Raw genomic sequence first — 23,597 nt, forward strand, 5'->3', positions numbered from 1 at the left:
GATGGAAAGCAGCAGGCGCTCAGGCCGCCACGGCGTCAAAGGCTCCGGCCAGCAGTTCGACCGATGCGAGCCGGTCGGCAAAGCCCGTCACAGGGGTATCGACCACAAACTCTTCGATGCCGTAGCGCTCTGCCAAGGCATCGAGTTGCTCACGCACATGGTTTTGCGAGCCTGCAATCACATGCGGGCGGGTTTCTTCAAGGCGGTACTCGCTCACACCCGCCTGGCGCGCAAATTCGGCAGCAGCCTGCTCGCTGGGCAGGTTGAAGGTCTGGCCCGTGGGCAGGTGCAGCTTGAACACACGCAGCGCGCCCACCAGGCGCTCGGCCTGTGCCTGCGTTGGCGCCACCAGCGCATACAGCGCCAGCGACGGGGCACGGCCTGCGGCCTCGCGGTACACCTTCAGCGATCGCTCGATGTTGGCCGGGTCGCCATTGAAGTGCCCGGCGTACGTGAAGTTCCAGCCGTGGCGGGCCGCGAGTGCCGCGCTGTCTGGGCTACCGCCCAGCAGATAGCGCTCTGGCAAGCTGGGGGGCTGGGGCTGGGCGACGGCCCCAGCCAATGGATGGGCCGCAGGCAGCGCGTTGTGCAAAAAGGCGTCCAGCTCGGCAAAGCGGGCGGCAAAGTCGGGCTTGGCAGTCTTGTCGTGCACGGCCTGCAGCGCACGGGTAGACAACGGCAACCCGCCGGGCGCCTTGCCCACACCCAGGTCCACACGGCCTGGGGCCAGGGCCGCCAGCAACTTGAACTGTTCGGCCACCTTGAAGGGGCTGTAGTGCTGCAGCATGACGCCGCCCGAACCCACGCGGATGCTCGAAGTGCGCGCCAGGATGTGGGCCGCCAGCACCTCGGGGGCGGAGCCTGCAAGGCCCGGGTTGCCGTGGTGCTCAGCCACCCAAAAGCGTTTGTAGCCCAGTTGCTCGGCGCGCTGCGCCAGCGCTACGGTGCGCTGCAGGGCCTCGGCGGCGGTAGTGCCCTCGGGCACAGGGCTTTTGTCGAGCAGAGAAAGGGCGTAGGGCACGGTGGAGGCGATTCGCGCATGAGTGATCAATGCAGCAAATTCTGTGGCCCGCAGGCCCCCACCGGTTGCGCTAACTTTTCATATCGATATGCAGGGGGCGTTGCGCGGTGCCCCCTGTACAGACAGCCTCAGAACCGCTGCCTCAAAACCGCTGCATCTGGCAGCTGTGCGGCTGCTCGGCTTTGGCTGCAGGGATCTGCCGCACCACGCGGAAACCATAGCCCGAACCTTCCACGTCGAACTTCACGCCGGGCGCGCCCTTCTTGTCCATCACGCCCACGGCCAGGGCCTGCTGGAATTGGTGGTCGGCCGCGCGCATGGCGCCGCCCTGCCCAGCAAGCTGCACGTTGGCCTTTTCCATTTGGCGGGCCACGGCCACCACATCGGTGGTGCCTGCGCGCTCGATGGATTGGGCCAGGGCTTCGACCATCAACTGCATGCGCATGTGCACGTAGTCATCCTGCGGCTTGGGAAAGCGATCACGGAACGACTGGTAGAAGGCCTCGCTCTGCGCGCCGGGCACATTGGGCAGCCAGTCGGCCACGGCCACCACTTTGCCAATGCCCGCATCGCCCATGGCTGCAGGCGCACCCAAGGCGTTGCCATAGAAGGTGTAGAAGCTGCCTTCAAAGCCCACCTCGCGTGCGGCCTTAACCAGCAGCGTGAGGTCGTTGCCCCAGTTGCCTGTCACCACGGCCTGTGCGCCGCTGGTTTTGATCTTGACGGCGTAGGGCGCAAAGTCTTTGACGCGGCCCACGGGGTGCAGCTCGTCGCCCACCACCGTCACATCGGGGCGCTGGGCGGCCAATTGCTTTTTGGCCTCGCGCAGCACGGCCTGGCCAAAGCTGTAGTCCTGGCCAATGAGGTACACGCTCTTGAGTGCTTTGTCCTCGCGCATCACCTCCATCAAAGCAGCCATGCGCATGTCGGCATGCGCGTCAAAGCGGAAGTGCCAGAAGCTGCATTTTTCGTTGGTGAGGATGGGATCCACCGCCGAGTAGTTCAAGAACAGCACACGCTTGCTGGGCTCGCGCTCGTTGTGCTTGTTGATGGCCTCGATCAGCACCGCCGCAGTGGCCGACGAATTGCCTTGCAAGATGACCTGCGCGCCATCGTCAATGGCAGCGCGCAGGGCCGACAATGCCTCTTCGTTTTGGCCCTTGCTGTCGTAGCGCTCCAGCACCAGCGGGCGCTTGCCGCCAGCGGCGGCAGGCAGCGTAACGCCACCGCGCGCATTCACGCGCTCCATAGCCCAGTAGACGTTGCGAAACACGGCCTCGCCGGTGTTCGCAAAAGCGCCCGACAGGCTTTCAATCAAAGCCACCTTGATGGGCTTGCCTGCGGGCACTGCGGCCGTGGACGCTGCACTTTGTGCCCAGCCCGATGCCGCGGGCGCAAGGCCCAGAACCGCTGCACCCGCCACCGTGCAAGCGGCCTGAAATAGTGCTGCGCGGCCCCATTTCAAGCCCGCAGTTTGCAATTTATTCATGCTCATTTTTCCCTTGAAATCCCGTGGATGCGTACACACCTCCTGTGCATGCGGCGACCACCCCGAGAGCCGCGCAGTGTATAGGAGTACCCCATGATCTTCGCCCCCGTGATCCGCCGCGCCGCCTTCAACCCCAACCCACGCGCTGCCGACCTGGCCTTGCAACGTTTTCTCATGGGCAGCCTGGGTGCCACCGCTGCGGCCCAGCCCACCACAGCAGGCTGCATCGTGACGCAAGACGAGAAAAGCACCACGCTGCAGTTGGATGTGCCGGGCCTCTCACGCGAGCAGCTGAACATCACCATCGAAGGCAATGTGGTGAAGCTGCAAAGCGCCGAAGGCGCCCCCCGCCAGGTGCAACGCGCCTGGGAACTGGCCCAGGATATTGACGCCGCCGCCAGCACGGCCAAGCTTGAAAACGGCGTGCTCACCCTGACACTGGTGCGCGTGGAGCCCGTGAGCAAAGCCACTTCGCTGACCATTCACTGAAGCATCTCTGGGGTGCAGCACGCTGCACGCCCAGGCCATCAAAACCCGCCCCCAATAAAAAGGCCCCTTTCGGAGATTCCGAAAGGGGCCTTTTGTGCCTTTGCGCTGGGCACATCACCACCGCGATGGGCGGTGGGTGTGCCACTCACTCGTGGCGCAACGCGTCAATCGGGTCCATGTGCGCCGCGCGGCGGGCCGGAAAGTAGCCAAACACCACGCCAATGCCCGCCGAGAACACAAACGAGAGCAGGTTGACCCCAGGATTGAACAGGTAGGGCACGCCCATCACCTGCGCCAGCCCCAGCGATGCAGCTGTGGCCAGCACAATCCCCACCAGTCCGCCCAGTGCGGCCAGCACCACGGCCTCGATCAAGAACTGCAACAGCACCTCGCGCTCCAGCGCGCCAATGGCCAGGCGCAAGCCGATCTCGCGGGTGCGCTCGGTCACGCTCACCAGCATGATGTTCATGATGCCGATGCCGCCCACCAGCAAGCTCACGGCGGCCACGGCGCCCAGCAGCATGGTCATCACCTTGGTGGTGCCCGACAAAGTGTCGGCCAGTTGCTTGGTGTCAAGCACGTTGAAGTTGTCCTCATCGGTGTCCGACAGCTTGCGCAGCTCGCGCAGCAGCTGCGTCAGCGCGCTTTTGACGCGGGTAGGGTCGCTGCCATCCTGCATCGACACCAGCAGCGTGTTCACGCGGGTGTTGCCCGTCACGCGCCGCTGCAGGGTCTTGATGGGGATGAGCACCATGTCGTCCTGGTCGTTGCCAAACGCCCCCTGCCCTTTGGACGTCAGCACGCCCACCACCTCGCAAGAGAAGGCCTTGACGCGCAGCTGCTCACCCACCGGGTCGCGGCCACCAAACAGCTCGCGGCGGATGGTCTCACCCACCACGCACACCGCCGCGCCCGCACGCAGCTCGGGCTCAGAGAACGCGCGGCCTCCGGCTTGCAAGGTCCAGTTACCGGTCTCCAGCCAGGCGTTGGTGCTGCCAATCACGCTGCTGGTCCAGTTGCGCCCACTGGCCACCACAGTGGCGCTGGCGCGTGCCTCAGGCGCCACGGCCAAAATGCCGCCAATTTGCTGCGCAATCACATCGGCATCGGTGTCTTTGAACGAAGGCGCGCCAGTGCCTCCGCCCGGCCCCATGCGCTGGCCGGGGCGCACTTGCAGCAAGTTGGTGCCCAGGCTTGAAATCTGCGTCTGCACCGCCATGGTGGCGCCGTTGCCCAAGGTCACCATGGTGATGACCGCGCTCACGCCAATGACGATGCCCAATATGGTCAGGAACGAGCGCATGAGATTGCGCCGAATGGAGCGCAGCGCCAAAAGAATCGTACTGAACAGCATCACACCGCTCCTTGCGCTGCGGGCGCTGCCACGGCGTGGGCGCGCAGCCCTGCCGGCGCCGGGTTGATGGTGTCGGTGTCCACCACGCCATCCACAAACCGCACGATGCGGCGGGCGTATTCGGCCATGTCGGGCTCGTGCGTCACCATCAGCACCGTAATGCCCAGGTCGGCATTCAGGCGCCACAGCAGTTCCATGATTTCGTGGCTGCGCTGGGTGTCGAGGTTGCCGGTGGGCTCGTCGGCCAGCAGCACCACGGGCTCGGTGACGATGGCGCGGGCAATGGCCACACGCTGCTGCTGCCCGCCGGAGAGTTCGGCCGGTGTGTGGTGCTCCCAGCCCTTGAGGCCCACGGCATCCAGCGCCCGCGCAGCGGCTGCCTTGCGCACGCCCGCTGGCTCGCCCCGGTACAGCAAGGGCAGCTCCACGTTCTCTTGCGCCGAGGTGCGCGCCAGCAAGTTGAAGCCCTGGAACACAAAACCAAAGTAGCGGCGGCGCAGCATCGCTCGCTCATCGCGCGACAGGGCCTCCACATGCACGCCCTTGAACAGGTACTCACCCGTGGTGGGACGGTCCAGGCAACCCAGCGTGTTCATGGCCGTGGATTTGCCCGACCCGCTGGGGCCCATGATGGCCACGAAGTCGCCCTGCGCAATCGACAAGTCCACGCCCTTGAGGGCCTGAAACGCCAGCGCCCCTTCGCCATACACCTTGGTCACGCCGCGCAGCTCGATGATGGGAGACCCTGCGTCCGCGCCCCCTTGGTCAGCCCGGGTTGCACTCATGGCGCGGCCTTGCCAGTGCGTTGGTCGGTGATGACCTTGGCGCCGGGCTCCAGGCCTTCGGTGCTCACTTCGGTCATGCGCCCATCGCTGATGCCCACCTTCACGGTCATGGGCTGCGGCGTGCCATCCTTGAGCAGCCAGATCTGGCGCGTCTGGCCCGCGCCTTCGCGCTGCCCATTTCCACTATTGCCGCCGGCAGGCTTGCGGCCCGAGGGCGCGTTGCGGGGCGGCCCGGGCATGAGCTGCGAGACGATGCCCCGGTTGCTGCTGGCAGGCTTGGCTACAGACTCAGCCCCCGCCTGGGCCGGGGTAAAGCGCAGGGCGGTGTTGGGCACCAGCAGCACGTCGTTGCGTTCGGTCGAGGTGATGGTGGCTGCCGCCGTCATGCCTGGGCGCAGGCTCAGATCGCTGTTGTCCACGTCCAGCCAGGTGATGTAGGTCACCACGTTGTCCGTCTTGGTGGAGCCAAAGGACACGCGGGTCACCTCGGCCGGGTAGCGGCGCGAGGGGTAGGCGCTGACGGTGAAGCTGGCCTTTTGCCCCACGGTGAGCGAACCCACATCGGCCTCGTCCACGCTCACATCCAGCCGCAGACGCGTCAGGTCCTCCACCACGGTGAACAGCGTCACGGCTTGCAGCGATGCGGCCACGGCGTTGCCAGGCTCTACGCTGCGGGTGAGCACCACCCCGTTGATAGGCGAGCGGATGGAGGCCTTGGACAGGCTGGTTTCGTCGGTGGACAGCGCCGCTTTGGCGTCATCGACCGAAGCGCGGGCGCTGAGCTCGTCGGCTTTGGCACGGTCCAGCGTGGCACGCCCGGCGTCCAACTCGGTGGCCGATGGCACCTTGCCACCGGACAGGCGCGCCACCTCTTGCAGGCGTGCAAAGCCGGCCTCGGATTCCTTGGTCGTGGCCTGGGCTTGGGCCAGCTTGGCCTGCGCAGAGGCAAGAGACGCCCGCGAGCGCAGCACCTGCGCTTCGAGCTTGGCAGTGTCCAGCTCCACCAGCACCTGGCCTTTTTTGACCTTGTCGTTCACGTCCACCAGCACGCTGCGCACCGTGCCCGACAGCTCACTGCCGATGGTGACCGTTCGGGTGGGGTTCAGCGTGCCATTGGCAGCCACGTTGAGCGTGAGATTGCCGCGCCGCACCTCTTCGGTCACGAAGCTGGGAGCCGCGCTGGCGGCCTTGCTGGCTTGCCAGGCATACACACCACCTGCCGCCACCAGCAGGCCCACCACGCCCAGCCACACCGTGGTGCGCTGCCACCAGCGGCGCCGTGGCGCACTGCCCAGCAAGTCGTTCAGGCCATTTGCCGCCGTGGTCTGGGGTGCGGCAGGCTGAGGGGAAGAGGAATTCACAGAAGCGTCAGGATGGTTCATTGAATGGAAAAATTCGGGTCATCAAAAGGGGAAGGACGTGGGCCAGGGGGCCATGCACTGGCAAGTGCTTGGGGTGCTGTAACACCGGCACGCCAGGCAAGGCAGGGCCAGTGCGAGCCCCGCCACGGCTACTGCCAGCCGCCGCCCAGGGCCTTGTACAGGCGCACATGGTCGGCCGCCACGCTGGCCACGGTGGTTGCCACGCTGTCTTGCGCAGACAGCTGCGTGCGCTGGGTCTCCAGCACGGTGGCAAAGTCGATCAGGCCGCTGCTGTAGCGTTGTTGCGCCATCAGCGCGGCGTTGGCAGCGGCATCTGCGGCAGCCTGCAGGCGCGCCAGGCGTTCGTTATCGCCCTGCAAGGCCACCAGGGCGTCCTCTACATCTTTGAGCGCCGTGAGCACGGCAGCTTCGTAGCCCACACGCACCTGCTCCAACGCCGCTTGCTGCGACCGCACCTGGGCCTTGGCCGCGCCGCCATCGAACAGCGAGGCAGACAGGCTGGCCGCCAGCGCACTGGCGACCGAATTGCCCCCCGTCAGCGTACCCAAGGTCAGTGCCCGCAGGCCCAAGGAACCGCTGAGCGAAAAGTCAGGGTACCGCGCCGCATCGGCCTGGGCCACCCGCGCCACCGCCGCCGCCACGCGGTGCTCTGCGGCCCGCACATCGGGGCGCTGGCGCAGCGTTTGCGCAGGGATGTCCAGCGCCAAGTCGTTCGGCGCCGTGGGCACCGGCGCAGTGGCCGCCAAGCGTGCATCCAGTGCAGCAGGCGCTTGCCCGGTCAACACCGCCAGGCTGTGGCGCGACTGCGCCAGGCTGCTTTGCAGCGCGGGAACCTGGGCGGCGGTCTGCTCAGCCGCAGCACGGGCCTGCTCGGTCACCAGCGAGGTGGTCAGCCCCGCCTGCAGGCGCCACTGAGCAATCTGCAGCGTTTCTTGTTGGCTGGCCAGGTTGCTGCGCGCAATCTGCAGGCGCTGCTGCAGGCCGCGCAGCTCGATGTAATTCACCGCCACCTCGGCGGCCAGCGACACCTGTACATCGGCCAGGCTGGCCTCTGCGGCGCGGGCATCGGCCTCGGTGGCCGTCACCCCGGCGCGCAGGCGGCCAAACACATCGGGCTCCCAGCTCGCGTCAAACCCGGCGCTGTAGCTGTTGCCCGTGCTGCCGGAAGCGCGGCTGCGCTGCGCCGAGGCCGAGGCACCAATCTGCGGCAAGGTGCCCGCCGTCTGCACATCCACCAACGCCCGCGACTGCTGCAATGCCGCCTGTGCACTGCGCACCGAAGTGTTGGCGGCCAGCGCTTCGGTGATGAGCGCCGTCAGCTCCGGGTCACCCAGCCGCCCCCACCACTGCGCCAGCGGCGTGGCAGCAGCCCCTGCGCTGGCGGCAGACCACCCGGCAGGCACGGGCACCACTGGCACATCAGCGCTGTGCGGCTGCAGGCTGCTGCAACCCGCCAGCACCAGAGCCAATGCCAATCCTGGCAAAGCAAAGGACGCACTACGCAGGTTGCGGCCTGGTGAGGCGGGTGGGAGGGAACGGAAAAGCTTCATGGATGTATTTGACAATCATTCTCAACAACATCCATTGTCCCGGTTTCCGTTGTCGCCCTGAAGGCGCTTGTGTCAACCTTTGGTAAAGAAATGGGGACACTCAACCCTCTGCCCTGCAGCACCGCGCGGGGCATGCTGCGCACAAGCCAAATACCGAAGAATCATTTGGTTTGGCAATCAACCCATGCCAGCGCCAACCCAAGCCGCGACTGGCCGACGACCCCCACCCGGTACTCCGTAGGCGACACCCCCACCTGCGCCCGGAACACCCGGCTGAAATACGCCCCGCTGCTAAAGCCCCACGAGAAAGCTATCTCGCTGATGGTGCGGTGGCGGCAGTCGGGATTGCGCATCTCATCCATACACGCCTGCAAGCGGCGGCGCAGGATGTGTTCGGCCAGGGTTTCATCGGCGTCGGCAAAGGCGTTGTGCAGGTGGCGCTTGCTGCAGTTCAGCCCTTGGGCCATGCGCTCAATGGTCAGCGCCGGGTCTCGCAGGTGCTGTGCGATGTAGGCGCGGATGCGGTCTTTGAAGGCCTCGTGCAGCGCGGCAGCGGGGCCCTGCCCGGCCAGCTCTTGCAGCGACAGGCAGACCAGCTCGCCAATCAGCCGCCCGGCGCCGCGTGCGGCCTCGGGGGTCATGCTGGGCAGCTCGTTGTAGGTGCTGCGCATGGCGTCCAGCGCCACGCGCGAGATGCCCGCGTGGCCGCCCACCACACGGCCCATCAGCGTGGGCAGGTGCAGGCCACGCTCGGCCAGCTGGCTGGTGGGCACCCTCACGATGAGGTGGCGGCTGCGCTGGGGGTTGGCCACTTCGTAGCTGCCCGTGGTGTCGTAGATGGCCCAGCCACCGGGCTGCACCACCGCCTGCCGCCCGTGCTGTTGCACCAGGGCCTGCCCCTGCCAGGGGGCGACGATTTTGAGGTAGTGCTGCGCGCCTGCACGGGCTGTGCGTGGGCGGCGAATGACGCGGTGGCGGTTGGCCTCCAGCTGCGTCAGCACCACATCCCCCGCCCAGGCGGTGTGCAGGTGGCCGTCAAAGCCGGTGTCGCCGTACAGATCAGACTCCAACCCATCAAACAGCGTGGCCATCCAGTCGCGCCAGGCCAGCGCGGCCTGCTGCGGCGGCAGGTTGTCGGTGGTGAGGCGGGTCGCTTCGGCCATAGGGGGATAGGTGTCCAGGGGTGCGTGCCATTATGGGTGGCGGGCTAAGCCCCTGCGCAGCGCAGGTGGGTTGCCGGGGGTTATCCCTAGGCGGTGTGCGCTCTCGGTCAACACCGCTGTGCACGGTGGGTCAAGCGAATGCAACGTGTGCTGGCTAGCATCCACAGGGTGCGTGGCATGGGCCGTTGGTCGGTCCATCGTCACGGTTTTACCCCCTACAGGAGACACCCCATGAGCCCCATTTCCATGCTGATTGGCGGGCAGCCCCGCGCTGCGTCCAACGGCGCCACGTTTGAGCGCCGCAACCCGCTGGACCACACCGTGGCCACCACGGCGCCTGCCGCCACCGTGGCCGATGCCGTGGCGGCGGTAGAGGCTGCGGCGCAGGCCTTCCCAGCCTGGGCGGCCCTGGGGCCAGGCGCGCGCCGCACCCTGCTGATGAAAGCCGCCCACGCACTGGAGGGCAAGGCCGATGCCTTTGCCCAAGCCATGGCGGCAGAGACCGGCGCATCCGGCATTTGGGCAGGCTTTAACGTGCACCTGGCGGCCGACATGCTGCTCGAAGCCGCCGCCATCACTACGCAGATCAATGGTGAGGTGATTCCATCGAACGTGCCGGGCTCGGTGGCCATGGCGGTGCGCCAGCCAGCGGGCGTGGTGCTGGGCATTGCGCCGTGGAATGCGCCGGTGATTCTGGGCGTGCGCGCCATCGCCACGCCACTGGCCTGCGGCAACACGGTGGTGCTCAAGGGCTCAGAGCTGTGCCCCGCCACGCACGGCCTGATCATCGAGGCGCTACAAGAAGCCGGGCTGCCGCCGGGCGTGGTGAACTTTGTGACCAACGCCCCCGCCGATGCGGGCGCTGTGGTGGAGGCCATGGTGGCCCACCCGGCCCTGCGGCGCGTGAACTTCACCGGCTCGACCAAGGTGGGCCGCATCATTGCGCAGACCTGCGCCAAGTACCTCAAGCAGGCGGTGCTGGAGCTGGGCGGCAAGGCCCCGTTTGTGGTGCTGGACGATGCCGATGTGGACGCCGCTGTGGCTGCGGCCACCTTCGGTGCCTTCGCCAACTCAGGGCAGATCTGCATGTCCACCGAGCGCATCGTGGTGGACGAGAAAGTGGCCGACGAGTTTGTAGCCAAGCTGGCCGCACGCGCCACCAGCCTGCCGCTGGGCGATCCACGCAAAGGCCCGGTGGTGCTGGGCTCGGTGGTAGACCAGGCCACCGTCACCCGCTGCAATGCCCTCATCGACGACGCACTGGCCAAAGGCGCCACGCTGGTGTGCGGCGGCAAGGCCGACAGCACGCTGATGCCCGCCACGCTGCTGGACCATGTGACCCCCGCCATGGACATCTACCGCGAGGAGTCCTTTGCGCCCGTGAAGGCCATCGTGCGAGTGAACGGCGTGGAGGAAGCCGTGGCCTGCGCCAACGACAACGAGTTCGGCCTCTCGGCCGCCGTGTTTGGCCGCGATGTAGCCCGCGCCTGGCAGGTGGCCGGGCGCATCGAGTCCGGCATTTGCCACGTCAACGGCCCCACGGTGCACGACGAGGCGCAGATGCCCTTTGGCGGCGTGAAGGCCTCAGGCTACGGCCGCTTTGGTGGCAAGGCGGGGATTGATGCCTTCACCGAGCTGCGCTGGATCACGGTGCAGACAGCCCCACGGCACTATCCGTTCTGATATTGGGTTTTTTTGGGCTCTAGCGCTTGATGAATAAGCGCTAACAGCTATATTTTTAATAGCAAACCATCCGGTAGCGGAGCTGATCAAGCCGCAGGGGCGGTGATCGCGTCCAGCGGCCAGCGCGGCTTCACGTCAAAGGCGTAGGCGGTGTTGGCCTGCTGCTGCCCGGCCTGCAGGCGCATGGCGGCGGCCATGGCGATCATGGCGCCGTTGTCGGTGCACAGGTGCAGCTCGGGGTAGTGCACGCGCACGCGGTTTTTCTCGCAGGCCGCGTTGAGCTGCTCGCGCAGCAGGCGGTTGGCGCCCACACCGCCCGCCACCACCACGCGCTTGAGGCCCGTTTGCTTGAGGGCCGTCAGGGTCTTTCGCACCAGCACATCGACGATGGCCGCCTCGGTGCTGGCAGCCAGGTCGGCCTTGCGGGCTTCCAGGTCTGCGCCCAGCTTTTTGGCCTGGGTCAGCACCGCGGTTTTGAGCCCGGCAAACGAGAAGTCCAGATCGCCGCTGTGCAGCAGTGGCCGTGGCAGCTTGAAGGCCGCTGCATCGCCCTGCTGCGCCAGGCGCGACAAGGCAGGCCCGCCGGGGTAGCCCAGGCCCATGAGCTTGGCAGACTTGTCAAACGCCTCGCCCGCAGCATCGTCAATGGTTTCGCCCAGGATTTCGTAGCGCCCCACCCCGTCCACCCGCATGAGCTGGGTGTGGCCGCCCGACACCAGCAGCGCCACAAACGGAAACTCAGGCGGGTCGGCACTCAAAAAGGGCGAGAGCAAATGCCCCTCCAGGTGGTGCACGCCCAGCACCGGCTTGCCCAGCGCAGCCCCCAGTGCACAGGCCACGCCCGCGCCCACCAGCAAGGCGCCCGCCAGGCCAGGGCCCTGGGTGTAGGCCACCACGTCCACGTCGGTCAGGGTCTGACCGGCATCGTGCAGCACCTGAGTGGCCAACGGCAGCACGCGGCGGATGTGGTCACGGCTGGCCAGCTCGGGCACCACGCCGCCGTAGGCTTGGTGCATTTCGATCTGGCTGTGCAGCGCGTGGGACAACAACGCAGGCACGCCCGTGCCCGATGAACGCACCAGCGCCACGCCGGTTTCGTCGCAAGAAGATTCAATACCCAGGATCAGCAAACTCATGCCCCGAGTGTAAGAGCCTGCCCACGGACATGGCGCCAGCAGGTTTGCGGGCCGCTGCCACCTTGCGCTTACCAGCGGTCAGAACGCATGCGCAATTCCCAGTTGCCGCCGCGCAGCTCGTACACGCCCACGGCGCCGTAGCGCTGCTCGCCCTTGTCATCCCAGCTCATGGTGCCGATGACGGGGGCGTAGCCGTTGATGGCGTGCATGGCTTTGGTGATCTCTTTGGGGTCGGCCGACTTGGCCTTCTGGATGGCGGCGGTCAGCACATAGGTGCTGTCGTAGCTGTAGTGGCCGCCGTAAGCCGGTGGCTTTTTGTAGGCAGCCAGGTACTTTTCGAGGAACGGCTTGCCCGTGGTGAACTCCTTGGCCTCCAGCACGGGGGAGGTGGCGTAGAGCCCTTCGACCAGGCCTGCGCCCTTGAGCATGTCGGTGGTCTTGATGGTGTCGCCGCCCAGCAGCTGCACCTTGGTGTGGCCCACCTTTTGCAGCTCTTTGAGCAATGCCAGGGCCTGGAAATCGTTGAGGGTGGAGACGATCACCTCCACCCGGGCGGCCTTCAGCTCGCCCGCCAGCGCCTCAAACGCCACGGTCTTGTCGTCAAACGACTTGCGCACCACGACTTCCTTGTTCTCGGCCTTGAGCTGGGCGGCAGCACCGTCGGCCAGGCCCTTGCCGTAGGGCGTTCCGTCGTCCAGCGCGGCATAGCGCGAGGCGCCCAGCTGGGTGGCCGCAAACGAGCCAATGGCGCGCGCCTGCAAGGTGTCGTTGGCCACCATGCGAAAGGAGGTGTCAAAACCCAGCTGTGTGAACTTGGGGTTGGTGGAGATGGCGATCTGCGGGATGCTTTTGCCCGCGTAGATGGGTGCCGTCTCGATGCTCACGCCCGAGTTGAGGTGGCCGATGACCGCCACCACCCCGGCATCCACCAGTTGCTGGGCCACCTGCTTGCCCGTGGCCGCGTCGGCCTTGTCGTCCACCGCCACCACTTCCAGCTTGACGCGCTTGCCGTCCACCATGAAGCCGTCCTTGTTCAGCTCTTGCACGGCCAGGTTCACGCCGTTGAGCAAGTCTTGCCCCAACGCCCCCAGCGGGCCGGTCAAGGGCTGGGCTACGCCGATCTTGAGGGTGTCTGGCACCTTGCTGCACCCGGCCAGCACAGCGGCTGCGACCAGGGTGGGCAGCAGGGCCAAGGCCACCGGGAAACGGCGACGCGCAATGTGATTCTTCATGCAGTGGGCTCCTGAATATGAAATGAATGATCAAGTGACCGGAGGTATAGAAGAGCAGCCGGGCCCCGCACCATCGGGTATGCCCTGCCAGGGTTACATTTATTAGCAAGTTTCAGGCCCTGTAAGCCACGGCAGCGCACCCCTTTGGCCACTGCACCGCTGCAGTGCACCAAAAAATGGCGTAAATCTTGCTTAAAGTAGCGGTATGAATGAGGCATTACGTATCGTGGTGGTCGCCCCCGACCTGGCCGTGACCGACCCGGATGACGAGCACGCCCTGCTGCAGGCAGAGCGCTCCCGCGCGCTGCGCATTGGCCTGCTGGAGAACAACTTCAACCTCATTGCCACGCTGCCCGCCGACGTCTTCCTGAGCGACCGGCTGGCCCAGTTGCAGCCCGACCTGATCATCGTGGACGCCGAGAGCGAAGCCCGCGATGCGCTGGAGCATGTGGTGATGGCCACGCGCGATGCCCGCCGGCCCATCGTCATGTTCACCAACGACGAGGACACCTCGCACGTCAAGGACGCGGTGGCCGCAGGCGTGTCGGCCTACATCGTGGCGGGGCTGGCGCCGCAGCGCATACGCCCCATCCTGGATGTGGCGATGGCGCGCTTTCAGCACGAGCAAGCCTTGCGGGCAGAGCTGGCCGACGCCAAGACCGAGCTCAAGGACCGCAAGACCATCGACCGCGCCAAGGGCCTGCTCATGCAGCGCCAGGGCCTGAGTGAACAGGCCGCCTACGACAAGCTGCGCAAGACGGCCATGGACAAGGGCCTGAAGCTGGTGGACGTGGCCCAGCGCATGCTGGACGTAATGGACCTGCTCGGCTGACGGCGAGCCCCGCACCACCCTTCGCACCGCACCACGCCACACCACCCCGCAATGGGGCAGCACCACACCGCAGCAGCACGCCCATGGAGCGGCCACGGCTCTGCGAAGGAACAGCGATGGTGCAACGCACAAATCGCGTGCAGGCCTGCGCCACGCCACAGGGGCACAACAGGCATATCCCTTCAAGCCAAAACATGCTGCAGCGCTTTATCTGCAAGCGCTAGAAGCTATCAAATAAATAGCAAACGCATTCTTTTCAAAGCTGGCACACCGCTTGCATTAGCTCCTGCATAGACCAATGAAGGTCTTGTACTGGCGGCAGGCACCCAACGGCGGGTGAATGCAGCCAAGGAGCCTCAGGCTCCACCCAGGACAAAGGCGTCCCCACCCTTGCAACGTGCTGCCCCGGCGGCCGTGCAAGGCGTGAGGACGCCTTTTTTGTTTTCTTCACCGACTTGCCCTTGAGGGATGTGCCATGACCGATTTGTTGAAAACCAGCCTCCACCGCCGCACCGTGCTGCAAGCGGCCACCGTGGGCGCCGTGGGTGTCAGCCCCGCACTGCGTGCGCTTGTCCACGCCCAGGGGTCGGATGCGCCTGAGAAGAAAGAGGTCAAGATCGGTTTTATCCCGCTGACCGACTGCGCCAGCGTGGTGATGGCCTCGGTGCTGGGCATCGACAAGAAGTACGGCGTCACCATCATCCCCACCAAGGAAGCCAGCTGGGCCGGTGTGCGCGACAAGCTGGTCAACGGCGAGCTGGACTTTGCCCACGTGCTGTATGGCCTGGTGTATGGCGTGCACCTGGGTGTGAGCGGCCCCAAGAAAGACATGGCCGTGCTGATGAACCTGAACCACAACGGCCAGGCCATCACGCTGTCTAAAAAGCTGGCGGACAAGGGTGCCGTGAACGGCGCCGGGCTGGCCAAGCTGATGGCCAGCGAAAAGCGCGAATACACCTTTGCCCAGACCTTCCCCACCGGCACGCACGCCATGTGGCTGTATTACTGGCTGGCCGCGCATGGCATTGACCCGATGAAGGACGCCAAGGTCATCACCGTGCCCCCACCGCAAATGGTGGCCAACATGCGCGTGGGCAACATGGACGGCTTTTGCGTGGGTGAGCCCTGGAACCAGCGCGCCATCATGGACGGCATCGGGGTCACGGCCAGCACCACACAAGCCATCTGGCAAGACCACCCCGAGAAGGTGCTGGGCACCACGGCAGAGTTTGCGCAAAAGTACCCCAACACCGCCCGCGCCGTGACAGCCGCCATCCTGGAAGCCAGCCGCTGGATCGACGAGGGCCTGGCCAACAAGAACAAGATGGCCGAAACCATTGCGGGCAAGGCCTATGTGAACACCAGTGTGGACGCGATCAACCAGCGCATCCTGGGCCGCTACCAGGACGGCATGGGCAAGAGCTGGGACGACCCGAACCACATGAAGTTCTACAACGACGGCGCAGTGAACTTCCCCTACCTGTCCGACGGCATGTGGTTCCTGACGCAGCACAAGCGCTGGGGCCTGCTCAAGGACCACCCCGACTACGCGGGCGTGGCCAAGGCCATCAACCGGATCGATCTGTACAAGCAGGCCGCCACTGCGTCCAAAACCCCCCTGCCCAAGAGCGACACGCGCAGCCACAAGCTGATCGACGGCGTGGTGTGGGACGGCAAGGACCCCAAGAAGTACGCCGACGGCTTCAAGATCAAGGCCTGAAGCCCACCCCCTTCATCGCAACACCCACGCCCCGCCCTCCCCCACGTTGAAACCAGGAGATCGCCATGGTCAGTGCTGTTTTTCACACCCCGCTGGACGCCGCGCCCCACGCGGACAAGCCCGCTACAAACTCCATAGCGCCTAGCGCTTTATCCATGAGCGCTACAGCCCAAAACACCTCTAAGCCCATGGCCTCGGCCCCCACCAAGGCCACTGGCCGCGACATGGCGGCGTGGTCGCGCAACTTCTGGATGGCGGTGCTTCCACCCGCCTGCGGCGTTGCGCTGCTGCTGGCGGTCTGGTCGATGGTGTCCGTCTCCACAGGCAAGAGCATCCCCAGCCCGCTGGAGACCTGGGGCCAGGCGGTGGAGGTGTTCAGCAACCCCTTCTACCGCAATGGCCCCAACGACCAGGGCGTGGGCTGGAACGTGCTGATGAGCCTGCAGCGCGTGGCCGTGGGCTTTGGGCTGGCGGCGCTGGTGGGCATTCCGGCCGGGTTTGTCATCGGGCGCTTCAACTTCCTGTCGCGCATGTTCAACCCGCTCATCAGCCTGCTGCGCCCCGTGTCGCCCCTGGCCTGGTTGCCCATTGGCCTGCTGGTGTTCAAGGGCGCCAACCCGGCTGCCATCTGGACCATCTTCATCTGCTCCATCTGGCCCATGGTCATCAACACTGCGGTGGGCGTGCAGCGCGTGCCGCAGGACTACATGAACGTGGCCCGTGTGCTGCAACTGTCGGAGTGGAAGATCGCCACCAAGATCCTGTTCCCCGCCGTGCTGCCCTACATGCTCACCGGCATCCGTCTGGCCGTTGGCACCGCGTGGCTGGTGATCGTGGCGGCCGAGATGCTCACGGGCGGCGTAGGCATCGGCTTTTGGGTGTGGGACGAGTGGAACAACCTGAACGTCAAGAACATCATCATCGCCATCTTCGTGATCGGCATCGTCGGGCTGGTGCTGGAGTACGCACTCATCAAGCTGGCCACCGCCTTCACGTTTGAAGAGGTCAAAACTTGACCCACCCCTGAGCGCCGCGCCATCGGCGCATCACCCCCCCGTGGCCCGGCAAAGCCGGCTCCACGGTGGTCCTCGGAAAAACCAGGAGCTCCTCATGCATACCTCTCTCACCACCAAGTTCATCGAAATCCAAGGCGTGGAGCAAACGTTCAAAACCGCCAAGGGGCTTTTCCCGGCGCTGAAGGGCATCGACCTGACTATTGCGAAAGGCGAGTTCGTGGCGCTCATCGGGCACTCGGGCTGCGGCAAATCCACACTGCTGAACCTGATTGCAGGCCTCACCACCCCCACCAACGGGGTGCTGATCTGCGCCAACAAAGAGATCAAGGGCCCCGGCCCTGAGCGCGCGGTGGTGTTCCAGAACCATTCACTGCTGCCCTGGCTCACGTGCTTTGACAACATCTACCTGGCGGTGGAGCGCGTGTTTGGTGGCAAGGAAAACATGGCCCAGCTCCAGGCCCGCACCGACGCCGCGCTGGCCCTGGTGGGCCTGACGCACGCAGGCCAAAAGCGCCCCGGCGAAATATCGGGCGGCATGAAGCAGCGCGTGGGCATTGCCCGGGCGCTCTCCATGGAACCCCAGGTGCTGCTGATGGACGAGCCCTTTGGCGCGCTGGACGCCCTGACCCGCGCCAAGCTGCAAGACGAGCTGCTGGAGATTGTGGCCCGCACCCAAAGCACCGTGGTCATGGTGACGCACGACGTGGACGAGGCCGTGCTGCTGTCCGACAAGATCGTGATGATGACCAATGGCCCCGCCGCCACCATTGGCGAGGTGCTGCACGTGGACTTGCCCCGCCCGCGCAAGCGCGTGGAGCTGGCCGAAGACCCGCACTACGTGCAGTACCGCAAGGCGGTGATCGACTTTTTGTACACACGTCAAACCCACGTGGAAAAAACCGCTGCCTGAGCGTGCACCTCGCCCCATCCCCCTGGGGCGCGCCTAAACTGAATTGCGGACTCTGCAACGTGAGGGTCGCCAAATCAACACGGGAACCACGAGGATGAATGCACTGATTGCACGCTTGAAACTCTGGCAAAAATTTGCACTGGTCTGCGCAGCCTGCATGCTGCTGGCCGTTACCGCATCGGCTTTGGTGCTGCAAGCTCGCTATGAAGCCCTGCGCACTGCACGGGCGGAACAAGCGGGGCTGAAGCCCGCAGAGCAGGTGCTGCGACTCATCCAGCTGACCCAACAGCACCGAGGGCTGTCCAACGGAGCGCTCTCGGGCAACACCCAATTCATCGCGCAGCGCGAGAAAAAGCAGGCCGAGGTGCAAGACCGCCTGAAACAGGCACTGCAAGCCACCCAGGCACTGGCCGCCAGCGCCAACGACACCAAGCTGTCGCCCCTGACAGCGCAGATTGAAAATGATTGGCAGGCGCTCGCCGCCCAGGTCGCGGCCCCCGGCGCCAAGGCGGCAGACAGCTTTCGCAACCACACCGCCCTTGTCGCGCGGCAACTGGTGCTTCTCAACCAGGTGCTGGACACATCCACACTGACCCTGGACCCCGAGGCATCCAGTTACTACCTGATGTCGGGCACGCTCGACCAATTGCCCGCGCTGACGGAGTCACTCGGCCAGGCGCGGGCGGTGGGCGCCGGCGCACTCACCCGCCGCGATCTGGGCAACGCCGAGCGGGCCGCCTTGTTGGCAGCCGTCACTGCGGCGCGCCTACAGAACGACAAGGCGCAAGCACTGCTCAGCCGCGCTGGCGAAGCCGATGCAGCCGTACAACGCACGCTGGCCAGCGCGCAGAAAAAAGCGGCGGACGACGCCAGCCGCGCACTGCAGTCCATTCAGGAGCAACTGCTGCAACCCACCGAGCTGAGCCACCCGCCCCAGGCCTACTTCGCCAGCCTGACCGAGGCCATCGACACCCAGTTCGCCCTCATCGCCAAAGGCTATGAAACCCTGGACACCATGCTGGAAGAGCGCGTGGCGCAGGCACAGCGCTTTATGTGGTGGTTCAGCGCCGCGCTGCTGGCCGCCCTGGTGGCGACCCTGTGGGTGAGCCTGGCCACGGTGCGCCAGGCGCAAGCCGCCGTGCAGCAAACCCTGGGCGCAGCCCGGGCCCTGGCCGTGGGGGACCTGGGCCAGCCGCTGCACCTGAACACCCACGACGAGTTTGGTGACATCGCCCGCGCCCTGAACCAATCCACCCGCGCCCTGGCGGACACAGTGCAAGGCATTCAGCAGTCCATCGCCACGGTGCACACGGCATCGGTCGAGATTGCCGCAGGCACGCAGGACCTGAGCGCGCGCACCGAGCAACAGGCCAGCGCGCTGGAGCAAACCGCCGCCTCGATGGAAACCCTGAACCAGACGGTGAGCGCCAACAGCCAAAGCGCCAGCCAGGCCCATGCCCTGGCCCGCCAGGCCAGCGAAGAGGCCGAGCACGGGGGCGCGCAGGTGCAAAAGGTGGTGGCGTTCATGCAGGGCATCCACGAAAGCTCGCGCAAGATCGCAGACATCACCGGGGTGATCGACTCCATTGCGTTCCAGACCAACATCCTGGCGCTGAATGCGGCGGTGGAAGCCGCCCGCGCAGGCGAGCAAGGGCGCGGGTTTGCAGTGGTGGCCAGCGAGGTGCGCAGCCTGGCCCAGCGCTCAGCCCAGGCCGCCCATGAGATCAAGGCACTCATCACCGATTCGGTGCAGCGCATGGACGAAGGCTCTCGCCAGGCCGACAGCGCGGGCCAGGCCATGCAAGGCATCGTGCAGGCGATTGCCCGGGTCAGCGGCATCATGGCCGAGATCAGCAGCGCCAGCACCGAGCAGGCGTCGGGCATCTCGCAGGTGCTGGAGGCGGTGGAGCACATGGACCGCATGACCCAGCAAAACGCGGCCCTGGTGGAGGAAACCGCCGCTGCATCACAGGGGCTGCGCTCGCAGGCCGATCAGGTCAGCAGCGCGATGGCGCATTTCCGCCTGCAGCCTTGACGCCGCAGCGGGCGGCCCCGTGCGCTGCGCGCCGGGGGCGGGCATTAACGGTGGCCGGTGATGTACTGCTCCAGCTGCTCGATGATGAATTTCTGCTCAGAGATGATGTCCTTGACCAGATCACCGATGGAGATCATGCCCACGAGCTGGTCTGCCTCCACCACCGGCAGGTGGCGCAGGCGGTTGTTGCTCATGATCTGCATGCACTGCTCGCTGGTCTGGTGCGGTCGCACAAACAGCACGTCAGGCGTCATCACATCGCGCACCTGGGTGGCGGCCGATGTGCGGCCCAGCAGCGCGATCTTGCGGGCGTAGTCACGCTCGGTGAAGATGCCCACGATGCGGTCATCGTCCTGTGTCACCAGCAGGGCTCCAATGCCCTTTTCGGCCATCAGGCGCAAGGCGTCCAGCACCGAATCAGCGGGGCGTACGGTGTACACGGTGGTGTCGGGTTTGGATTTCAGGATTTCGGCAACAACGGTCATGGCAACCTCCCGGTAAAGCGCAAAGCACGATGGATGAACCGACCTGTTCAAGCCCCTTCAGGGCTCTACCCAAAAAGAATTGAGCAGGCTTCAGAACATTTCAGCCCATCTGTGCGTTGAATGCAACCGTAGATGCCTTGATGAGACGTCTGGTTACCAAGCCAGGCGCTGGTTGCGCGGCAGGCCTGCGCCCGGCATCCACCATGACAGACCGTGAAATGCACAAAAGCCAGCGGCCCAAGGGCTGCTGGCTTTTGCGTGGAGGGTTTGGGCTACGCCGTCAGGGTGGAAGCCCACCCTGACCCTAATCCCTGCCCTGCGCTCACTTGGCGGCGCGTGCTTGCGCCACAGCGCCCTGCACTTCCTTCCACAAGCCTTCGCCCACGTTGGCGGCAATGCTGGCGTTCACAGCACCCAGTTTTTCGCGCATACGGTTGGCTTCTGCTGCGGGCAGTTCATTGACCTGCATGCCCTTACCCTTCAAGTCCGCCAGCGCCTTGTCGGCTTCGGCACGGGTGTCCTGGCGTTCAAAGTCGCGGCTCTTCTTGGCAGCGTCCAGCAGCACCTTTTGCTCGGCCTTCGACAGACCATCCCAATACTTCTTGCTCACCAGCACGATCCAGGGGCTGTAGACGTGGTTGGTGACGGTGAGGTACTTCTGCACCTCATAGAACTTGCTCGACAAGATGGTGTTGAAGGGGTTCTCCTGGCCATCCACGGTGTTGGTTTCCAGCGCGGTGAACAGTTCAGAGAACGGCAGCGGCACGGCGTTGGCGCCCAGGGTCTTGAAGCTGTCGAGGAAGACGTTGTTCTGCATCACGCGCAGCTTGATGCCGTTCATGTCCTCCAGCTTGGCCACGGGACGTTTGCTGTTGGTGAGGTTGCGAAAGCCGTTCTCCCAATACACCAGGCCCACCAGGCCTTTTTCCTGCAGCTTGTCCATCACCTTCTGGCCCACCGGGCCGTCCAGCACCACATCGGCTTCCTTGGTGTTGTTGAACAGAAAGGGGGTGTCCCAGATGGCCATTTCTTTGGTGATGCCCACCAGCGTGGCGGTCGATCCCACCATCATCTCTTGCGCGCCGCCAATCAGCGCCTGCTGCATTTGCAAATCAGAGCCCAGCGCGGCCGCGCCAATGGCACGCACGCGCATCTTGCCGCCCGATGCCTTTTCGACCTCCTCGGCAAACAGCTTGGTGGCGCGGCCCTGGTTGGAGACTTCGTTGAGCCCGTAACCAAAGCGGATGATGCGCGGCTTGAAGTCTTGCGCAGCGGCCTGGAACGAGCAGGCCAGCGCAGCCACCGACAAGGCGGCCAAAAGGGTGCGACGGAAGGTTTTCATGGTTGTCTCCATTGTGGTGAGGGGTGAGGAACAGAGGAAAGGAATCAAAGGACATAGACGACCGATACCGACGCGGTCTAGGCCAGTGCCCCCGCGCAAGGGCCTACGCCGGCCGCACCGCCCCGCCGCGCTGGGGGCGTCCTCCTCCCGCATTGCGCAGCAATGCGAGAGAGGGGTGAAGGCGCGAAGCGACTCAGGGGGTGCTTCATCTCAGCCAGACGACGGGGGCGGTCACGATTTGCGGAAACACGACCAGCAGGGCAAGGATGAGCACGTAGGTCAGCAAGAAAGGGTTCACCCCTTTAATGACGCTGTGCATGGAAATGCGCCCCACCCCCGCCACCACGTTGAGCACGGTGCCCACGGGCGGCGTGATCAGGCCAATGGCGCCGTTAAGCACAAACATCAGGCCGAAATACACCGGGTCTATCCCCGCCTTCACGGCAATCGGCAGCATCACCGGGGCAAAGATCAGGATGGTGGGCGTGAGGTCCAGTGCGGTGCCAATCAGCACCAGCACGATCATCATCACGGCCATCAACAGGCGCGGGCTTTCCACCAACGGTCCAAGCCAGCTGGTGAGCACATTGGGCAGGTCGGCCAGCGTGATCATGTAGCTGGCCACTTGGGCGCCAGCGCACAGGAACATGACGACGGAGGTGGTTTTGGCCGCGCGCACCAGCACGCCATAGATCTCGGGCACACGCATTTCGCGGTGGATGAACAGTGCCACCACCAGCGCATAGAACGCGGCCACCACGGCGGCCTCAGTGGGCGTGAAAACGCCCGACTTCATGCCCCCGATGATGATGAGCGGCATGAGCATGGCCCAGAACGCGCGGGCCGTGGCGCGCAGGCGGTCTTTCACCGGCAGTGGCTCGCCCTTGGGCAGGTCCAGGTCGCGCAGCACCCAGCGCCAAGCAAAGATGAGGCCCACGCCCATCATCAACCCCGGCACGATGCCCGACACGAACAGCGCCGAGATCGAGGTGTTGGTCGTCACGCCATAAATCACAAACGGCATGGACGGCGGGATGATGGGCGCGATGATGCCGCCGGAGGCAATCAACCCGGCCGAGGTGTTCATGGGGTAGCCCTGCTGGCGCATCATGGGCAGCAAGATGGTGGCCAATGCGGCCGTATCGGCCAGGGCCGAACCGCTCATGCTGGCCATGAGCACTGCAGCGCCGATGGCCACGTAGCCCAGGCCGCCGCGGATGTGCCCCACCCAGGCCTGGGCCATGTCGATGATGCGGCGGCTGATGCCACCTGTGTTCATCAGCTCGCCCGCCAGAATGAAGAACGGCACCGCCAGCAGCGGAAAGCTGTCCACCCCCGCCACCAGGTTTTGCGCCAGCAACTGGGTGTCCCAAAAATCCAGCACCCATGCCATGCCAGCGCCCGTGAGCACCAGCGCCAGCCCCATGTTCATGCCTGTGCCCATCAGCACCAGCATGCCCACCGAAAAGACCACGAAGGCCATTGCTTCAGGCGTCATTCCAAACATCACTCCACCTCCGCACCGTGGCCCAGGTCCAGCGGCTTGCGCAGCACCAGTTCCACCAAAGCCATCACGCCAATCGCCAGCGCACACAACAAGGCAGGCAACGGCAGCAGGGCCGACGAGTACCCCAGCACCACCGAATGGCTGCCCATGCCCACCACCACCTGCTGCCAGGCACCCCAGCCCAACATCACACAAGCTGCAATCACCAGCAGCCGAATCACGGCCGTGAGCAGCCCAAACGCCAGCGGCTTGCGGGCCAGCAGACCGGCCAGGCTGGTAAAGGCCATGTGCTCACCGGCGGGGTAAGCCGCCGCAGCACCGATGAACACCATCCAGACAAACAGCAGGCGCGACAGCTCTTCGCTGGCGGGAATGCCACTGCCAAAGCCGTAGCGCAGCACCACGTTAGAGAAAACAGCCACGGCCATGGTGCCCAGGCACAAGGCCATCAGCACGCTGGCGACGC

20 protein-coding genes are annotated in these 23,597 nt (G+C 65.3%); 7 read left to right on the forward strand and 13 right to left on the reverse strand.

Translation table 11 applies throughout. The annotated features are described in order from the left end of the window. Nucleotides 1-19 precede the first annotated feature (19 nt). Nucleotides 20-1,021, reverse strand: a complete 1,002-nt coding sequence (locus tag EAG14_RS12630) for an LLM class flavin-dependent oxidoreductase (protein ID WP_121729058.1) — start codon at nucleotides 1,019-1,021, stop codon at nucleotides 20-22. A 142-nt stretch (nucleotides 1,022-1,163) separates the two neighbouring features. Continuing rightward, a complete protein-coding gene (locus tag EAG14_RS12635) occupies nucleotides 1,164-2,510 on the reverse strand; it encodes a branched-chain amino acid ABC transporter substrate-binding protein (protein ID WP_121730458.1) in 1,347 nt (448 codons plus the stop codon). Between the two features lie 93 nt (nucleotides 2,511-2,603). Here EAG14_RS12635 and EAG14_RS12640 point away from each other — a divergent pair, with 93 nt between their 5' ends. After that, on the forward strand, nucleotides 2,604-2,999 hold the full coding sequence (locus tag EAG14_RS12640; RefSeq protein WP_121729059.1) for an Hsp20/alpha crystallin family protein: 396 nt from the start codon (nucleotides 2,604-2,606) through the stop codon (nucleotides 2,997-2,999). A gap of 145 nt (nucleotides 3,000-3,144) precedes the next feature. Here the strand turns inward: EAG14_RS12640 and EAG14_RS12645 are convergent, their stop codons facing one another. From EAG14_RS12645 to EAG14_RS12665, 5 genes are all read right to left on the reverse strand, one after another. Then, on the reverse strand, nucleotides 3,145-4,353 hold the full coding sequence (locus EAG14_RS12645; protein WP_121729060.1) for an ABC transporter permease: 1,209 nt from the start codon (nucleotides 4,351-4,353) through the stop codon (nucleotides 3,145-3,147). After that, the gene (locus tag EAG14_RS12650) at nucleotides 4,353-5,138 is read right to left on the reverse strand and encodes an ABC transporter ATP-binding protein (RefSeq protein WP_121729061.1); all 786 of its coding nucleotides are present in this window, start codon (nucleotides 5,136-5,138) and stop codon (nucleotides 4,353-4,355) included. Before EAG14_RS12650 ends, EAG14_RS12645 begins: the two co-directional genes overlap by 1 nt. Then, nucleotides 5,135-6,520 (reverse strand): efflux RND transporter periplasmic adaptor subunit, encoded by a 1,386-nt coding sequence (locus tag EAG14_RS12655; protein WP_121729062.1) that lies wholly within the window; start codon nucleotides 6,518-6,520, stop codon nucleotides 5,135-5,137. Before EAG14_RS12655 ends, EAG14_RS12650 begins: the two co-directional genes overlap by 4 nt. 128 nt (nucleotides 6,521-6,648) lie before the next feature. Further along, the gene (locus EAG14_RS12660; RefSeq protein WP_121729063.1) at nucleotides 6,649-8,070 is read right to left on the reverse strand and encodes an efflux transporter outer membrane subunit; all 1,422 of its coding nucleotides are present in this window, start codon (nucleotides 8,068-8,070) and stop codon (nucleotides 6,649-6,651) included. Nucleotides 8,071-8,231: 161 nt separating this feature from the next. Next, nucleotides 8,232-9,233, reverse strand: a complete 1,002-nt coding sequence (locus tag EAG14_RS12665) for a helix-turn-helix domain-containing protein (protein ID WP_121729064.1) — start codon at nucleotides 9,231-9,233, stop codon at nucleotides 8,232-8,234. Between the two features lie 231 nt (nucleotides 9,234-9,464). On the opposite strand from EAG14_RS12665, the gene EAG14_RS12670 reads away from it, so the two are divergent. Further along, a complete protein-coding gene (locus EAG14_RS12670) occupies nucleotides 9,465-10,916 on the forward strand; it encodes an aldehyde dehydrogenase (RefSeq protein ID WP_121729065.1) in 1,452 nt (483 codons plus the stop codon). Between the two features lie 86 nt (nucleotides 10,917-11,002). On the opposite strand, the gene tsaD is transcribed toward EAG14_RS12670, so the two are convergent. Both tsaD and EAG14_RS12680 read right to left on the reverse strand, forming a co-directional pair. Next, on the reverse strand, nucleotides 11,003-12,052 hold the full coding sequence (tsaD, locus tag EAG14_RS12675) for a tRNA (adenosine(37)-N6)-threonylcarbamoyltransferase complex transferase subunit TsaD (protein ID WP_121729066.1): 1,050 nt from the start codon (nucleotides 12,050-12,052) through the stop codon (nucleotides 11,003-11,005). A gap of 68 nt (nucleotides 12,053-12,120) precedes the next feature. Then, a complete protein-coding gene (locus EAG14_RS12680; RefSeq protein WP_099655100.1) occupies nucleotides 12,121-13,284 on the reverse strand; it encodes a branched-chain amino acid ABC transporter substrate-binding protein in 1,164 nt (387 codons plus the stop codon). 205 nt (nucleotides 13,285-13,489) lie between these two features. Here EAG14_RS12680 and EAG14_RS12685 point away from each other — a divergent pair, with 205 nt between their 5' ends. The 5 genes from EAG14_RS12685 to EAG14_RS12705 all read left to right on the forward strand — a co-directional run bounded on the left by EAG14_RS12685 (nucleotide 13,490) and on the right by EAG14_RS12705 (nucleotide 19,797). After that, nucleotides 13,490-14,116, forward strand: a complete 627-nt coding sequence (locus tag EAG14_RS12685; RefSeq protein ID WP_099655099.1) for an ANTAR domain-containing response regulator — start codon at nucleotides 13,490-13,492, stop codon at nucleotides 14,114-14,116. Nucleotides 14,117-14,591: 475 nt separating this feature from the next. After that, nucleotides 14,592-15,836: a CmpA/NrtA family ABC transporter substrate-binding protein gene (locus tag EAG14_RS12690; protein ID WP_099655098.1), complete on the forward strand. Its 1,245-nt coding sequence runs from the start codon at nucleotides 14,592-14,594 to the stop codon at nucleotides 15,834-15,836. A gap of 65 nt (nucleotides 15,837-15,901) precedes the next feature. Further along, nucleotides 15,902-16,852 carry a nitrate ABC transporter permease gene (ntrB, locus tag EAG14_RS12695; RefSeq protein WP_121729067.1) on the forward strand — a complete coding sequence of 317 codons (951 nt, stop codon included), beginning with the start codon at nucleotides 15,902-15,904 and terminating at the stop codon, nucleotides 16,850-16,852. A 94-nt stretch (nucleotides 16,853-16,946) separates the two neighbouring features. Continuing rightward, a complete protein-coding gene (locus EAG14_RS12700) occupies nucleotides 16,947-17,762 on the forward strand; it encodes an ABC transporter ATP-binding protein (RefSeq protein WP_121729068.1) in 816 nt (271 codons plus the stop codon). 94 nt (nucleotides 17,763-17,856) lie between these two features. Beyond that, nucleotides 17,857-19,797 (forward strand): methyl-accepting chemotaxis protein, encoded by a 1,941-nt coding sequence (locus tag EAG14_RS12705; protein WP_121729069.1) that lies wholly within the window; start codon nucleotides 17,857-17,859, stop codon nucleotides 19,795-19,797. 44 nt (nucleotides 19,798-19,841) lie between these two features. Here EAG14_RS12705 and EAG14_RS12710 read toward each other — a convergent pair whose 3' ends face one another. The 4 genes from EAG14_RS12710 to EAG14_RS12725 form a co-directional block, all read right to left on the reverse strand. Beyond that, entirely contained in the window at nucleotides 19,842-20,282 is a 441-nt protein-coding gene (locus tag EAG14_RS12710) for a CBS domain-containing protein (RefSeq protein ID WP_099655094.1), read from the reverse strand. Between the two features lie 322 nt (nucleotides 20,283-20,604). Beyond that, complete coding sequence (locus tag EAG14_RS12715) at nucleotides 20,605-21,624, reverse strand: TRAP transporter substrate-binding protein (RefSeq protein ID WP_121730459.1); 1,020 nt, start codon at nucleotides 21,622-21,624, stop codon at nucleotides 20,605-20,607. Nucleotides 21,625-21,829: 205 nt separating this feature from the next. Then, nucleotides 21,830-23,122: a TRAP transporter large permease gene (locus tag EAG14_RS12720; protein WP_099655093.1), complete on the reverse strand. Its 1,293-nt coding sequence runs from the start codon at nucleotides 23,120-23,122 to the stop codon at nucleotides 21,830-21,832. Nucleotides 23,123-23,130: 8 nt separating this feature from the next. Beyond that, nucleotides 23,131-23,580 carry a TRAP transporter small permease subunit gene (locus tag EAG14_RS12725; RefSeq protein ID WP_240457058.1) on the reverse strand — a complete coding sequence of 150 codons (450 nt, stop codon included), beginning with the start codon at nucleotides 23,578-23,580 and terminating at the stop codon, nucleotides 23,131-23,133. Nucleotides 23,581-23,597: the final 17 nt, after the last annotated feature.

Origin of the sequence: Acidovorax sp. 1608163 (genome assembly GCF_003669015.1) — a bacterium.
In the GTDB taxonomy this organism is placed as follows: Bacteria; Pseudomonadota; Gammaproteobacteria; order Burkholderiales; family Burkholderiaceae_C; genus Acidovorax.